A 14,519-nucleotide genomic window follows, 5' to 3' on the forward strand; every position below is an offset into this window, starting at 1 on the left:
CCCGCCCATCTGCTCGATCAGGCTGCGCGTGATCACCAGCCCGAGGCCGCTGCCTTCGATGCCCGAGGTCTCGTGGCCGAGCCGCTCGAAGGGCTGGAACAGCCGCGCCAGCTGCTGGTCGGTGAGGCCGGAGCCGGTGTCCTCGATGCCGATCACGCAGCGGCCCGGCGGGGCGTCGAGCAACGACACCGCCACCCAGCCGCCAGCGCGGTTGTACTTGACCGCGTTGGAGATCATGTTCATCAGAATCTGGCGCAGGCAGCGCGGGTCGGCCCACAGCCAGCGGCCCGGCGGCACGTGGTTGGCCAGCGCGATGCCCTGCGCCAGCGCCGCCGGCCGCAGCAGTTCCAGCGTGTCTTCCATCACCGGCGCGAGCTCCAGCGCCTCGGCGAGCAGCGTCGTGCGGCCTTCCTCGACACGCTGCAGGTCGAGCACCTCGTTGACCAGCCCCAGCAGGTGCTGGCTGGCACGCAGCACGTGGTCGGCGTACTCGACCACCTTGGCGGGGCCGCCGTCGGGCTGCATGCGCAGCAGCTGCGTGAAGCCGATCACCGCGTTCAGCGGCGTGCGCATCTCGTGGCTCATGCGCGAGAGGAACTCGCTCTTCGCCCGGCTCGCCAGTTCGGCAGCCTGCTTGTCGAGCAGGGCCTGCTCTGCCTGCTTGATCCGCGTGATGTCGGTGTGGATGCCGACGACGCGGCGCGGGGTGCCGTCCGCGCGCCGCTCGACGATCTTGCCGCGGTCGAGCACCCAGATCCAGTGGCCGTCGCGGTGGCGCAGCCGGTGCTCGGTTTCGTAGTTCGCGGTGCGCCCCTCGCGGTAGTCGGCGATCGCCCGCATCACCACCTTGTGGTCGTCCGGATGGATGCGGCGCGACCATTCGGTGATCACGGTGCCGATCTCGTGTTCGGCGTAGCCGAGCATCTCCTTCCAGCGCGGCGAGTAGTAGACCTGGGCGGTGTCCTCGTCGAAGTCCCATACGCCGTCGCCGGCCCCTTCGAGCGCGAAGCGCCAGCGCACTTCGGCGCTGGCCAGCGCCTGTGCGGCGGCACGCTGCTCGGTGACGTCGCGGAAGCTGACCAGGCAGGACAGCGCCTGGTTGCCCGCGGCATTGCGCAGAACGCGCGCGGTCAGCAGCACCTGGCGCGTGACGCCGTCGGGCCGGTGCAGCATCAGCGCCTGGTCGCGCACCGGTGCACCGCCGAGCAGCACGCGGCGTACGGGGTGCTGATCCTCGGTCAGGGGCCGGTCGTGCTCGTCGTGCAGGCGGTAGCCCAGCTCACTGAGGCGCCGGCCGGTCAGCGATGTCGGGTCGCAGCCCAGCGTCTCGCCGGCGGAAGGGTTGCAGGCCAGGATGCGGCCGGCAGGCCCGACGACGATCAGGCCGTCGCTGATCGTCGCCGCCACCGAGCGGTACAGGTCTTCGCTGATGCGCAGCCGCTCGGCGGCGCGGACCTGCTCGGTCACGTCCTTGAGCACGCCCAGGTGCTGCACCACCACGCCGCCGGCATCGCGGATCGGCATCACGCTCAGCTCGTTGAGGAAGGCCTGTCCGTCACGCCGCCGGTTGGTCAGCACGACGGTGCAGGGCCGGTCCTCGGCGAGTGCCTGGCGCAGCGCGTCCAGACCGGGCTGGTCGCGTTCGTCGCCCTGCAGAAAGCGGCAGCTGCGGCCGAGCACCTCGGCACGCGCATAGCCGGTCAGTCGCTCGAATGCCGCGTTGACGTAGACGATCGGCCCGTCGGCCTCGATGGCGTTGGTCACCACGATGGGCATCGCGGCATCGGCCTCGATCGCGCGCTGCAGAACGCGCAGTTCGCGCTCGAGCTGCCGCAACTCGGTCAGATCGCGGGTCAGGTAGAGCACCTGGCCATCGGGCATCGGCGCAAGGCGTGCCTCGAAGCGACGCAGGAACCCGTCCTGCGTGGTGCATTCGTACTCGAGGCGCTGCATCTCGCCGCTGCGCCGCGCCTGGGCCAGCGCCTCGCGTGCCAGGCGATCGAAGGGCGGCGGCAAGGCGGCGCCGAAGGGCCGGCTGCGCTGAGCTTCGAATGGCTCGATGAGCAGCGGGTGCTGCTCGTCGCTGCACATCAGGAACTGGTCGTCCCGGTCGACGACGAACCACAGGTCCGGCACGGCGCTCAGCACCGCCGACAAACGTGCTTCGCTGCGCAGCAGGTCCTGCTCGACGCGGCGCTGCTGCGACACGTCGATCGACAGGTGGATGGTGCGGCCGTCCGGGAGCTGCTGGTCACAGACCAGCACGACCTGGTTCTCGAAGCGCAGTTCATGCGGGGCGGGCGCCGGCGAGGCGATCGACAGCCGCCAGCGCACGAACTCCTCTTCGCGCCCGACCGCGTCGGGGTAGGCGCCGCTCCTGGCCATGGCACGGACCAGCGACTCCCAGGTGCTGTTCGCAGGGTCCCCGAAACGCCCGATCTGGCGCTGCCACGCGGCATTGCTGAGTTGCACGCGGCCGTCGGGGCCGCTGATCATCAGGCCGGCGTGCACGGCTTCCATCGCCTGCATCAGCAGTTGTTCGGCCCGCTGTGCGATCTCGCGCTGGGCGAGCTCGGCCGTGACGTCGCGTGCGGCGCCGCGGTAGCCGATGAAGCGGCCGTCGGTGTCGAAGCGCGGGCGGCCGCTCATCACCGCCAGCATGGGGCCGTGGGCGGTGTCACGTTCGACGACGGCGTCGCGGAAGGGCAGGTGCGCGGCACGCAGCGCGCGGTAGCGATCCCAGGTTTCGCGTTCGGCCGCACCCGGTGGCGGCCGAACGAAGCCCGACGCGTGCTGGCCGATCTCGCGGCTGGCGGGCCAGCCGGTGTGAGCCTCGACACTGTCGGAAACCCAGGTCACCCAGCCGTCCGCATCGGTCTCCCACAGCCAGTCGTTGCCGGCCGCACTGGCTTCTCGCACCTGCTGCTCGGTGTCCCGCAACCGGCTGTGCTGCCATCGGGCCTCGAGCAAGGCAATGCCGACGCAAGCGAGGTCTTCGAGTGCCTGCATCGCACCGGGCGCGCCGGCGCAGTCGGCGGGAAACACGCGCAGGCTGCCGAGCAGCTGCGGGCCGAGGTGCAACGGCATGATCGCCTCTCCGCCGGCCCTCCAGGGGGCGCCGTCGGACGTGAACTCGTGCTGTTGCGCGCCGCTGCCGACGATCAGCGCCGCACGCTCACCCTGCAGTTGCCGGGATGCAGAACGCGCCAGCGCCTGCAGGGCCGCCGCGAGCTCGGGCGCAGCTGACAACTCCAACTGCGCCGTGAGCCGGGCAGCTTCGCCCGGCGCGTGCTCGGTGCTGCTCACGTGTACAGGTCGTGCGGCTGCGTGTCGGCGAACTTCATGACCTCGAAGCGCACGCACGGGCCGTCGGCCTCCACTGGCGGCGTGCCGAGGCCGATGTAGCCGCTGCCGTGCAAGGTGCAGGTGCCGCGGCGCAGGCTGATCACCTCGGGGTCGTGATCGAAGCGCACGTAGGTGCCGTTGTAGCTGAGGTCGGTGAGCTGGAAGGTGCCGCCGTGCCAGTCGATGCGTGCATGCGAGCGCGACACGCGCGTGTCGTCGATGCAGTAGGTGACCTGCGGGCTGCGTCCCAGCACCACCGGCAGGCTGGCGCCGCTGTAGACGCGGTTCAGGTGCGACCAGATCAAGCGGATGCCTTCGGGCTCCTGCGCCGGCGCCATGTCGCCGAAGGCGGTGGCGGCGGTATCGCCGGCATGGCGCTGCGCCTCCAGCAGGTAGACGTGCACCGGTTCGACGCGGCCGCGCAGCTGCATGCGGTCGAGACTGCGGAAGCGGTCGCGTTGTGCCGGCGGCAGGCCGGCGAGCACGTGCGCGGTGAGCAGGGTCTCGTTGTCGCCGGCGTGATCGAGCAGGCGTGCGGCGACGTTGACCGCATCGCCGAACACGTCCCCCGACATCTCGACCACCTCGCCGCAGGCCAGCGCGACCTGCACCTTCAGCGGCTGAGGCAGCGAGCTGCCCGGCCCGCCGATGCGCTCCATCGACTCGTGCATCTCGTCGGCCGACTCCACGGCGGGGGGCGGCGCATCGAACATCGCCATCAGGCCGTCGCCCAGCGTCTTCACGACCTGGCCGCCCATCGCCTCGACGATGCGCGCCAGCAGGGCGACACTCTGCGTGACCACCGCGGTGGCCTCGGCATTGCCCATCGTCTCGTACAGCGACGTGCTGCCGCGCAGATCTGCGAAGAGGATGGTGCGTTCGACGATCTGGGTCATGCGAAGGCGCTGCGACGCTTCATGGGCCAAAGTTTATCGCCTGCACGAGCGACACCGGAGCGAAAAGGGCTCCCTGGGGGAGCCCTTTGTGCGATAGACGCTGCCGTCCGACCAATCAAAGATTGTCCAGATAGGTCCTGAGCTTGTCGGAACGGCTCGGGTGCTTGAGCTTGCGGATCGCCTTGGCCTCGATCTGGCGGATGCGCTCGCGCGTCACGTCGAACTGCTTGCCCACCTCTTCCAGCGTGTGATCGGTCGACATCTCGATGCCGAAGCGCATGCGCAGCACCTTGGCCTCGCGCGGCGTCAGCGAGTCGAGGATGTCCTTGACCACGTCGCGCAGGCCGGCCTGCATCGCCGCCTCGATCGGCGCCGTGTTATTGGTGTCCTCGATGAAGTCGCCCAGGTGAGAGTCGTCGTCGTCGCCGATCGGCGTCTCCATGGAGATCGGCTCCTTGGCGATCTTCATGATCTTGCGGATCTTGTCCTCGGGGATCTCCATCTTCTCGGCCAGCGTCGGCGCGTCCGGCTCGAAGCCGAACTCCTGCAGGTGCTGGCGGCTCAGCCGGTTCATCTTGTTGATCGTCTCGATCATGTGAACCGGGATGCGGATGGTGCGCGCCTGGTCGGCGATCGAGCGCGTGATCGCCTGGCGGATCCACCACGTCGCGTAGGTCGAGAACTTGTAGCCGCGGCGGTATTCGAACTTGTCGACCGCCTTCATCAGGCCGATGTTGCCTTCCTGGATCAGGTCGAGGAACTGCAGGCCGCGGTTGGTGTACTTCTTCGCGATCGAGATCACCAGGCGCAGGTTGGCCTCGATCATCTCCTTCTTCGCGTCGCGCGAGGCCTTCTCGCCCTCGTTCATGCGCTTGTTGATGAGCTTGAGGTCCTCGAGCGGCACCACGGCGCGTGCCTGCACGTCGGTCAGCTTCTTCTGCAGCTCCTGCACCGGCGGCAGGTTGCGCTGCAGCACCACGCTGTACGGCTTGCCCGCGGCGACTTCCTTCTCGGCCCACTTCAGGTTCAGCGAGTTGGGCGGGAAGTGCTTGATGAAGTATTCCTGCGGCATGCCGCACTTGTCGACCAGGATCTTGCGCAGTTCACGCTCGTAGCGGCGCACGTCGTCGACCTGCGAGCGCAGGATGCCGCACAGCTTCTCGATCGTCTTGACGGTGAAGCGGATCGTCATCAGCTCGCTGCTGATGGCGTGCTGCGCCTTGTCGTAGGCGCTCGACTGGTAGCCTTCCTTCTCGAAGGCCTTGCGCATCTTGTCGAAGTTGATACGCAGCGAGTCGAACTTGACCATCGCCGCGGTCTTCAGCTCCTCGAGCTTCTTGGTCAGCGCCTTGCTGCCGCCGGCGCCGTCGTCGTCGTCCTCGTCGTCGAAGAAGTCGACGTCTTCCTCGGCCACGTAGTCGTCCGCCTCGTCTTCCGAGACGAAGCCGTCGACCACCTCGGAGATCTGCATTTCGCCGGCGCGGATGCGGTCGGAGTAGCTGAGCAGTTCGGCGATCGTCGTCGGCGAGGCCGAGATGGCCAGCATCATCGCCTGCAGGCCACCTTCGATGCGCTTGGCGATCTCGATCTCGCCCTCGCGCGTCAGCAGCTCGACGGTGCCCATCTCGCGCATGTACATGCGCACCGGGTCGGTGGTGCGGCCGAACTCGGAGTCGACGGTGGACAGCGCGGCTTCGGCGGCCTCTTCGGCTTCCTCTTCGGTCGCGGTGGTCGTGCCGCCGCCGGCGATCAGCAGCGTGGCGGCGTCGGGCGCCTGCTCGTAGACCGCGATGCCCATGTCGTTGAGCATCGAGACGATGGCCTCGAGGATCTCGTTGTCGACCAGCTTCTCGGGCAGGTGATCGTTGATTTCCTGGTGCGTCAGGAAGCCACGCGTCTTGCCCATCTTGATGAGCGTCTTCAGCTCCTGCCGGCGCTTGGCGACCTCTTCCTCGGTCAGCGCGGTCTCGTCGAGGCCGAACTCGCGCATCAGCGCGCGCTCCTTGGCGCGCGACACCTTCATGCGCAGCGGCTTGACCTTCTCGACCTTGGCCTCGCCTTCCTCGGCCGCCTCGGCCTCGGGCTCGCCCTCCAGTTCCGCTTCCAGGTCGGAGAAGTCCTCTTCCGGCTCGTCCTTCTTGGCGACCTTGTCGTCCTTGCCCTTGCGGCCGGGCTTGCCCTTGGCGGGCGCCTCGGCCTTCGCCGGCTTGGCTGCCTTGGCGGCCTTCGCCGGTTCGGCGGCCTTGGCCGCGGTCACCTTCTTCTTGTCCTCGGCTTCGGCCTTGGCAGGCTTGGCGGCCTTGGTAGCAGTCTTGGCAGGAGCGGCGCTCTTCTTCGCGGTCATGCGATTCCTCGGAAGTTGGATGGCCCGGCGGCCGGTTCGCCCGCCAAGGCGACTCCGGCATCGGACCCATGCACGGGCAGGCCGGCCGGCGCGCGGCCACGGGGCGGCGGCACGAACGGCAGGACGGCGTCGGGCGGGCAAGCTGGCGTGAACATTCCTGGGGGTGCAGCCCTTGCGGGTGATGGGTGGCCTTTGATGTGACCCTGTGTCGCAGGGTGGCCGGGGCCCGGAGGTGCTGCTGTCACTCTTGCCGCGCGTACGAAACCCTTAATTATACGACCCACGGCAAACCCGTGTCACCCGGCGGTGCCGACGGCGGGCTGGGTCAGCGAGGCCTTCAGTCGCGCACGTGCCTGGCTGAGCTCCTTGCCGCGCTGCTGCGCATCGGGGGACAGATCGCCCGACTCGAAGAGCTGCTTCAGCTCGTCCTCGATCGCCTGCAGGCGCAACCGGTCGACGACGATGGCGAGTTGGGTGGCCAGATCGGCCGAGGCCTCGGGTTCGTGCAACTCGGCAATCCGCGTCACCACGCTGCCGGCACCGACGCTCTCGGCCTGGGCGCGCAGGTCGTCGAGCACGGCGGCCGGCGCCTGCGGCCCGTGTTCGAGCAGCCCGCGCTCCAGGTGGGCGAACAGCGGGCCGTAGGGCAGGGCCTGGCCCGCCAGCAGGTCGTGCGTCTCGCCGTCGAGGCCGGACCACAGCTCGACGCGCTGCGTGAGCAGCCACAGCGCACGGTCCAGCAGGTTCGCCGCACCGCGGCTGACTCGCTCCGGGCGGCGGAACTCGCGTCGGGCCGGCCGTCGCTCACGTGGCGCCTGGCCGCCCGGCGAGTTCGCCGAAAGGCCCCACAGCGTTTCCAGGTCCGCCAGCGGCAGCCGTGCGTGCGCGGACAGGTCGCCAAGCAACTGGCGCTTGAGCGCGCCCTCGGGCAGGGCGCTCCACAAGGGGCGTGCGGTGGCCAGCATGCGCGCACGCCCTTCGGCGCTGTCGAGATCGACGCCCTCGCCGGCTGCTTCCAGCAACTGGCGCGACAGCGGCACCGCCTCGGCGACGCAGCGCTCGAAGGCCTCGGCCCCCCGTTCGCGGACGAACGAGTCCGGGTCGTGCTCCGGCGGCAGGAACAGGAAGCGCACCGTGCGCGTGTCACCCGCGTGCGGCAGGCTGGCCTCCAGGGCTCGGCCGGCGGCGCGGCGGCCGGCCGCGTCGCCGTCGAAGCTGAACACCACCGACTCGGTGAAGCGGAACAGCTTCTGCACGTGCTCCGCCGTGCAGGCGGTGCCGAGCGTCGCCACGGCATTGCCGAAGCCCGACTGCGCCAGCGCCACCACGTCCATGTAGCCCTCGACGACCAGCACATAGCCTCGCTGGCGGATCGCGCTGCGCCCCTCGAACAAGCCGTAGAGCTCGCGGCCCTTGCTGAACACCGGGGTCTCCGGCGAGTTGAGGTACTTCGGCTCGCCCTGGTCGATGACCCGCCCGCCGAAGCCGATCACCTCGCCCTGCACCGAGCGGATCGGGAACATCACGCGGTCGCGGAAGCGGTCGTAGCGGCGGGTGTCGGCCTCGTCGCCGCTGTCCGCGGGCTTGGCGATCACCAGACCGCTCTCCTCGAGCAGCGGGTCGTCGTAGCGCGGGAAGGCGCTGGCCAGGCTGCGCCAGCCATCGGGCGCGTAGCCCAGGCCGAAGCGGGCCGCGATCTCGCCGGACAGGCCGCGCCGCTTGAGATAGTCGATCGCCCGCGGGCTGCCTCGCAGCTCCTTGCGGTAGTGTTCGCAGGCCTTGGCCAGCACGTCGGTGAGCGTCGCCTGGCGCTGCTTCTGCGCGGCGGCACGCTCGCGCTCGGCCGGCGAGCTGTCGTCTTCCGGCACCGTCATGCCGACCTGCTGGGCCAGCTCGCGCACGGCGTCCGGGAATGCCAGCCCGGCGTGCTCCATCAGGAACCCGACCGCGTTGCCGTGGGCGCCGCAGCCGAAGCAGTGGTAGGTCTGGCGTGACGGGCTGACGATGAAGCTGGGGGACTTCTCGCCATGGAACGGGCACAGGCCCTTGTGGTTGATGCCGGCCTTCTTGAGCTGGACGTGGCGGCCCACGATGTCGACGATGTCGACGCGGGAGATCAGGTCCTGGATGAAGCCGGCTGGAATCACCGGCCAAAGTCTACGCGCTGGCCGGTTCCATGCCTTTGAAGGCGCGCACCCAGGCGGGCAGTGTGGTAGCCGGCATCGCCGCGGCGATGCCGTTGCCCTGGCCGACGTCGCAGCCCAGCGCGATCAGGCGCGCGGCCTGTGCCGGTGTCTCGACGCCTTCGGCAACCACCGCGCAGCCGAAGGTACGCGATAGCGCGATCACGCCGTCGACGATGGCCAGGTCCTGGTGGTCGGCCAGCATGTTCTGCACGAAGGAGCGGTCGATCTTCAGCAGGTCCAGAGGCAGCCGCTTCAGGTAGGTGAAGGTGGAGTAGCCGGTGCCGAAATCGTCGAGCGCGAAGCGCACACCCAGTGAGCGGCAGCGCTGCATCAGCTCGCAGGTGTAGTCGATGTCGGCCAGGGCCGCCGTCTCCAGCACCTCGAGCACGAGGTGGCCCGCCACCTCCGGGCCTTGTCGGCCAAGCAACTGGGCCAGCTCGTCGACGAAGGAGGGCTCCTGCAGGTGACGCGCCGAGACGTTGATGCTGACCGTGATGTCCATCCCGGCGCGCAGCCAGGTGGCCAGTTGCGAAATGCCCTCGGCCAGCACCCAGCGGCCCAGCGCGATGCCCAGCCCGGTGTGCTCGACCAGCGGCAGGAACTGCCCCGGCGGCACCAGCCCGTGTTCGGGATGGTTCCAGCGCAGCAGCGCCTCGGCGCCGAGCACGCGGCCGGCGCGCATGTCGACCTTGGGCTGGTAGTGCAGGGAGAACTCGGACGCATCCAGCGCCTCCTGCACGCGGCCGAGCGCGACGAAGCGGTCCTTGGTGCGGCGGTCCTGCTCGGCGTCGAAGAACAGGTAGCCGCTGCGGCCGGCCTGCTTGGCGCCGTACATGGCCTGGTCGGCGTGGCGCAGCAGGGCCTCGCCGTCGGCGCGATCGTGCGGGAACACCGTCGCGCCGATGCTCGCCGTCACCGACAGCGGGCCGGATTCCAGGCCGAGATCAAAGGGCTGGGCAATCTGCTGCAGTACGCGCTCTACCGCATGGTGGCTCTCGCGCAGCGTCGCGGTACGCAGCAGCAGCGCGAACTCGTCGCCGCCGACGCGCGCGGCCACGTCGTCGCCGCCGGCCCAGGAGCGCAGCGAGGCATGCACCCGGTCGGCCAGCATCGACAGCAGCCGGTCGCCGACCGCGTGGCCGTGGCGCTCGTTGATCGCCTTGAAGTGGTCGACGTCGAGGTGGCACACCGTCAGCAGCGACCCTTCGCGCTGGCTGGTGGCGAGGGCCGCGTCGATCAGCTGCGAAAGCTTCACGCGGTTGGGAAGGCGGGTCAGCTCGTCGTAGTGGATCTGCCGCGCCAGGCGTTCCTGCTGCTGGCGGGACTGCGTGACATCGGACACGGCGACCACGTGGCTGCGCACCGAGCCGTCGTGTGCACGCACCGCCGAGACGGTCAGCTGCAGCGTCACGAACAGGCCGTCCGGGCGCAGGTGCACCGCTTCGCCGCGCCACATGCCCTCGTCGGCCAGGCTGCGCTGCATCTCGCCATTCGGGCCGCCCTCGTCGGCCGCGGCGCCCAGCAGCAGCGCCGGTGCCCGGCCGAGCAGCTCTTCGCGGTTGTAGCCGGTGATCTGGCAGAAGGTCGGGTTGGTCTCGATCACGCGGTGTTCCGCATCCGTGATCAGCAGACCTTCGCTGACCTGGAGGAACAGGCTGTCGGCGATCTGCTGGCGTTCGCTCGCCTCTCGCTCGCGGGTGACGTCGCGCGCGGTGGCGACCAGGCGCATCGGCTCGCCCGCCGTGTTGCGGTCGGCGACCCGGGCGTTCAGTTCGATCCAGCGCCAGTCGGCGTCGCCGCTGCGCATGCGGCACTCGATGCGGATCGGCTCGTCGCCGCCGCGCATCGCCTCCAGTGCGCGCTGCACCGGGGCCAGATCATCGGCATGCAGGCGTGACCAGAACTCCTCGGCCGGCCGCACCGCGCGCTGCACCGGCATGCCGAGCAGGGCGCACCAGCGCGGCGAGAACTCGATCTCGCGGCGGCGCAGGTCCCAGTCGGCGACGCCGAGGCTCGAGGCGGCCAGGGCCAGCTGCCAGCGGCGCTCGGTGGCGCTGAGTTCGCCGACCAGCGCCGTGACCAGCAGCGGCAACGCCGCCAGCGTGGCGAGGTAGCCCGCCAGCATGGCCAGGGCCGAGGTGGGGGCGGCATCGGCGAATGGGCCGCTGCCTGCCAGCGTCGCCAGCACGGCGATCGTCGCGATCAGCACGATGATCGCCGAGGCGGCGAACACACCGCTGCGCAGCGCCAGCCAGCACAGCAACAAATAGGGCAGGAAGAGCAGTGGCGACACCGTGCCTGGCATGCCGCGGAAGGCGAACCATGCGGCGAGCACGGCGCCGCCGGCCAGCAGCATGCCGGGCAGCCAGCGCCAGTCGCCGAGCGCGCGTTCGAGGGTGGCGCGCGAGGCGGTCAGCAGCGGCACGCCGAAGACGAGCACGCCCATCAGGTCACCCAGCCACCAGTAGAGCCAGGCCTGCGGCGCAGAAGCCCACGGCAGCGCGCCGCTGATGACCAGCCAGCACACCCCGTTGGTGGCAGTCAGCACGGTGGCGGCGGCGCTGGCCACCGCGAGCAGGCGAAGGTCCTGGCGACGATCGAGTTGCGTATGCAGGCCGTGGCGCCGCAGGCCTTCCGCGGCCAGCGCCGGCGCTGCGCCGTTGCCGATCGCCAGCAGCGTGGCGGCCCACAGCGGCAGCCCGGTGGACAGCGCCACCGGCAAGGCGCCCAGCATCACGGCCGGCCACAGCCGTGGCCCGAGACGCACGAGGGCGGCGAAGGCGAGCCCGGCGGGTGGCCAGATCAGGCTGACCTGCTCGCCGATCTGCGGCATCGCCAGCCCGAGCATGCCGCTGGCGTAGTACGCCGCGGCCAGCACCAGGCCCCAGATCAGCCAGAAGGCGCCACCCCACGGCGGCGCCTCGGCCAGGGGGCGCAGGCGAATGCTCGACACGTGGTTCGGCGGCTCGTCGGGAGAGGTCAGAGCTTGAAGTCGTCGAGCTTGCGGCCGGCCGCCAGCGCCGCCTTCAGCCAGTTCGGCTGCAGGCCGCGCCCGCTCCAGGTCTGCCCTGTGGCGGCGTCGCGGTACTTGGCAGCGACCTTGCCGCGCGAGGCTTCCTTTGACGCGGAGGGCAATTTTCCGCCGAGATCGGCCAGAGTCAGGCCATATTCGGCCATCAGCGCACGCACCTTGGCGATCGCCTCGGCGCGGTCGCGCTTCTTCGTCAGCTCGATTTCGCGCTCGAGCGCTTCCTTCTGCGTCAGCAGTTCCTGCAAGGTCGCCATGGCAGCCGCTCCCGATGAATATTCTGTCGGGCGGATTCTAGGGACCTTGGCAGAAACCTGCCGCGGCACCGTGTCAGGTGATTCCCGATGAATTACTTGTAGCCGACGCGGTCGAGCATCTGCTGCACCTTGGTCTGGTTCATGCCAGTCACAGCAACGGGAATCGTTTCCGCCTTGAACTTGCCCAGCGCTTCGAGTGCCGGGTTGGCCGTTCTGACCGACGCCACCGCCGGCCATTCGTTATTGCCGTCGGCGAAATAGGCTTGCGCCTGATCACTCGACAGGTATTCGAGGAACTGGCGGGCGGCCTCGCGATGCGGCGCATTCTTCGCCATGCCGGCACCGGCGATATTCACATGCGTTCCCCACGTTGCCTGGTTCGGAAAAACCACCCCGACCTTTTCGACCACGGCGCGGTCGTCGGGATTCGCCGACCGCATCATGCGGGCCAGGTAATAGGTGTTGGTGATGGCGATCTGGCATTCACCACTGGCCACCGCCTTGATCTGGTCGGTATCGCCGCCCTTGGGCGCGCGGGCCATGTTGGCGACCACGCCCTTGAGCCAGGATTCCGTCGCCGGCTCGCCGAGGTGCTGCATCACCGCGCCGAACAGCGACAGGTTGTACGGGTGCGAACCGGATCGCGTGCAGACCTTGCCCTTGTTCTTCGGGTCGCCGAGTTCCTCGTAGGTGTCGACGTCGTCCTTCTTGATGCCGGCCTTGTTGTAGACGATCACGCGGCCGCGGGTCGAGAAGCCGAACCACTGCGAGCCCTGGCCGGCATCGGCGCCGCGCAGCGTGGCGGGGATGCGCTGCTCGAGCACCGCCGACTTGACCGGCTGGAACAGCCCGTCGGTCTCGGCGCGCCACAGGCGGGCCGCATCGACCAGCAGGATCACGTCGGCCGGACTGGCTGTGCCTTCGCTCTTCAGCCGGGCAAGGATGCCGGCGTCGTCCGCATCGACGCGGTTGATCGTGATGCCGGTGGCCTTGGTGAAGTTGGCGTACAGCGCCTCGTCGGTCTGGTAGTGGCGCGCAGAGTAGAGGTTGAGCACCTTCTCCTGGGCGACAGCGGGCAGGGCGGTGGCCAGTGCGGCGACGGTGGCGAGCAGGATGGTTCGGACTTTCATGCGGGCTCCAGGAATCGGATGCCCGCATTCTATCGTCGAACGAGAATCGTTCTCAGTCCTGTTTCCTTGCGCGGGATCAAGGCCTGGGCAGGGACACGGCGCTCAGCTCAGGCCGATGGCGGCACGTAGCCGGCGGGCTGCTCGGCGCCCTGACCGAAGAAGAAGTTCTCCATCTGCCGCGCCAGATACTGGCGGGCGCGCTGGTCGGCCAGGTTGAGCCGGTTCTCGTTGACCAGCATGGTCTGGTGCTTCATCCACAGCTGCCAGGCTTCCTTGCTGACCTCGTTGTAGATGCGCTTGCCGAGTTCGCCGGGGTAGGGCGCGAAGTCCAGGCCTTCGGCTTCCTTCTTCAGATGCGTGCATTGGATGGTGCGGGCCATGGTGTGACTCCTTTCAAAGCTTCTTGACGAGGACCTGCGAACGCCGGTCCCAGTTGTACTTGCGTTTGCGCGCCTCGGGCAGCCAGTCCGGGTCGACCTGGGCGAAGCCGCGCTTGATGAACCAGTGCATGGTGCGCGTGGTCAGCACGAAGATGCTTTCCAGCCCCATCGCCTTGGCGCGCTGTTCGACGCGCTTGAGGATGCGCTCGCCGTCGCCCTGGCCCTGCACGTTCGGCGAGACCGTCAGCGCCGCCAGCTCGCCGGTGCGCGACTCCGGGTAGGCATACAGCGCCGCGCAGCCGAAGATCACGCCGTCGTGCTCGATCACGGTGTAGTGGCCGATATCGCGTTCGATCTCGGTGCGGCTGCGCTTGACCAGCGTGCCGTCGGTCTCGAAGGGTTCGATCAGCTGCAGGATGCCGCCAATGTCGTCGGCGCTGGCCTCGCGCAGGCTCTCGAGCTTCTCGTCGACCACCATGGTGCCGATGCCGTCGTGTGTGAACACCTCGAGCAGCAGCGCGCCGTCCACCGCGAACGGCAGGATGTGCGAACGCTCGACGCCGCCCTGGCAGGCCTTCACGCAGTGGCGCAGGTAGAAGGCGGTATCGGTCGGCTGGGTGGGCGCGGGCAGGGCGGCGAGCAGGCGTTCGGCCTCGGCCAGCGCGAGCTCGGTGTCGATCGGGCTGTCGGCGTCGTCCGGCTTCTCGCGGATGCCCGGCACCTCGGTCATGAAGAGCAGCTTGTCGGCCTGCAGCGCGACGGCGGCGCTGGTGGCGACGTCTTCCATCGTCAGGTTGAAGGCCTCTCCAGTGGGCGAAAAGCCGAACGGCGACAGCAGCACCAGCGCGCCGGTGTCGATCGCACGGCGCACCGCCGCCGCGTCGACCTTGCGCACCACGCCGCTGTGCCTGAAGTCGACGCCGTCGACGATGCCGACCGGCCGCGCGGTGAGG

9 protein-coding genes are annotated in these 14,519 nt (G+C 69.3%); all 9 read right to left on the reverse strand.

Annotated features, from left to right (window positions below; translation table 11 throughout):
- A partial coding sequence (locus AAG801_RS33030; RefSeq protein WP_341892215.1) for a PAS domain S-box protein occupies positions 1-3,306 on the reverse strand: 3,306 nt, incomplete at its 3' end.
- Positions 3,303-4,241 (reverse strand): adenylate/guanylate cyclase domain-containing protein, encoded by a 939-nt coding sequence (locus AAG801_RS33035; RefSeq protein ID WP_341892216.1) that lies wholly within the window; start codon positions 4,239-4,241, stop codon positions 3,303-3,305. The genes AAG801_RS33030 and AAG801_RS33035, both read right to left, overlap by 4 nt.
- Before the next feature lie 115 nt (positions 4,242-4,356).
- On the reverse strand, positions 4,357-6,585 hold the full coding sequence (gene rpoD / locus AAG801_RS33040; protein WP_341892217.1) for an RNA polymerase sigma factor RpoD: 2,229 nt from the start codon (positions 6,583-6,585) through the stop codon (positions 4,357-4,359).
- A gap of 296 nt (positions 6,586-6,881) precedes the next feature.
- Positions 6,882-8,732, reverse strand: a complete 1,851-nt coding sequence (gene dnaG, locus AAG801_RS33045) for a DNA primase (protein WP_341892218.1) — start codon at positions 8,730-8,732, stop codon at positions 6,882-6,884.
- Between the two features lie 10 nt (positions 8,733-8,742).
- Positions 8,743-11,724: an EAL domain-containing protein gene (locus tag AAG801_RS33050; RefSeq protein ID WP_341892219.1), complete on the reverse strand. Its 2,982-nt coding sequence runs from the start codon at positions 11,722-11,724 to the stop codon at positions 8,743-8,745.
- Positions 11,725-11,750: 26 nt separating this feature from the next.
- Entirely contained in the window at positions 11,751-12,056 is a 306-nt protein-coding gene (locus AAG801_RS33055) for an H-NS histone family protein (RefSeq protein WP_341892220.1), read from the reverse strand.
- Between the two features lie 92 nt (positions 12,057-12,148).
- Entirely contained in the window at positions 12,149-13,186 is a 1,038-nt protein-coding gene (locus AAG801_RS33060; RefSeq protein WP_341892221.1) for an extracellular solute-binding protein, read from the reverse strand.
- A 107-nt stretch (positions 13,187-13,293) separates the two neighbouring features.
- Entirely contained in the window at positions 13,294-13,566 is a 273-nt protein-coding gene (locus AAG801_RS33065; protein WP_341892222.1) for an oxidative damage protection protein, read from the reverse strand.
- A gap of 13 nt (positions 13,567-13,579) precedes the next feature.
- Positions 13,580-14,519: amino-acid N-acetyltransferase (gene argA / locus AAG801_RS33070; protein ID WP_341892223.1), on the reverse strand; the 940-nt coding region annotated here is incomplete at its 5' end.

Source organism: Variovorax sp. YR752, from assembly GCF_943372545.1.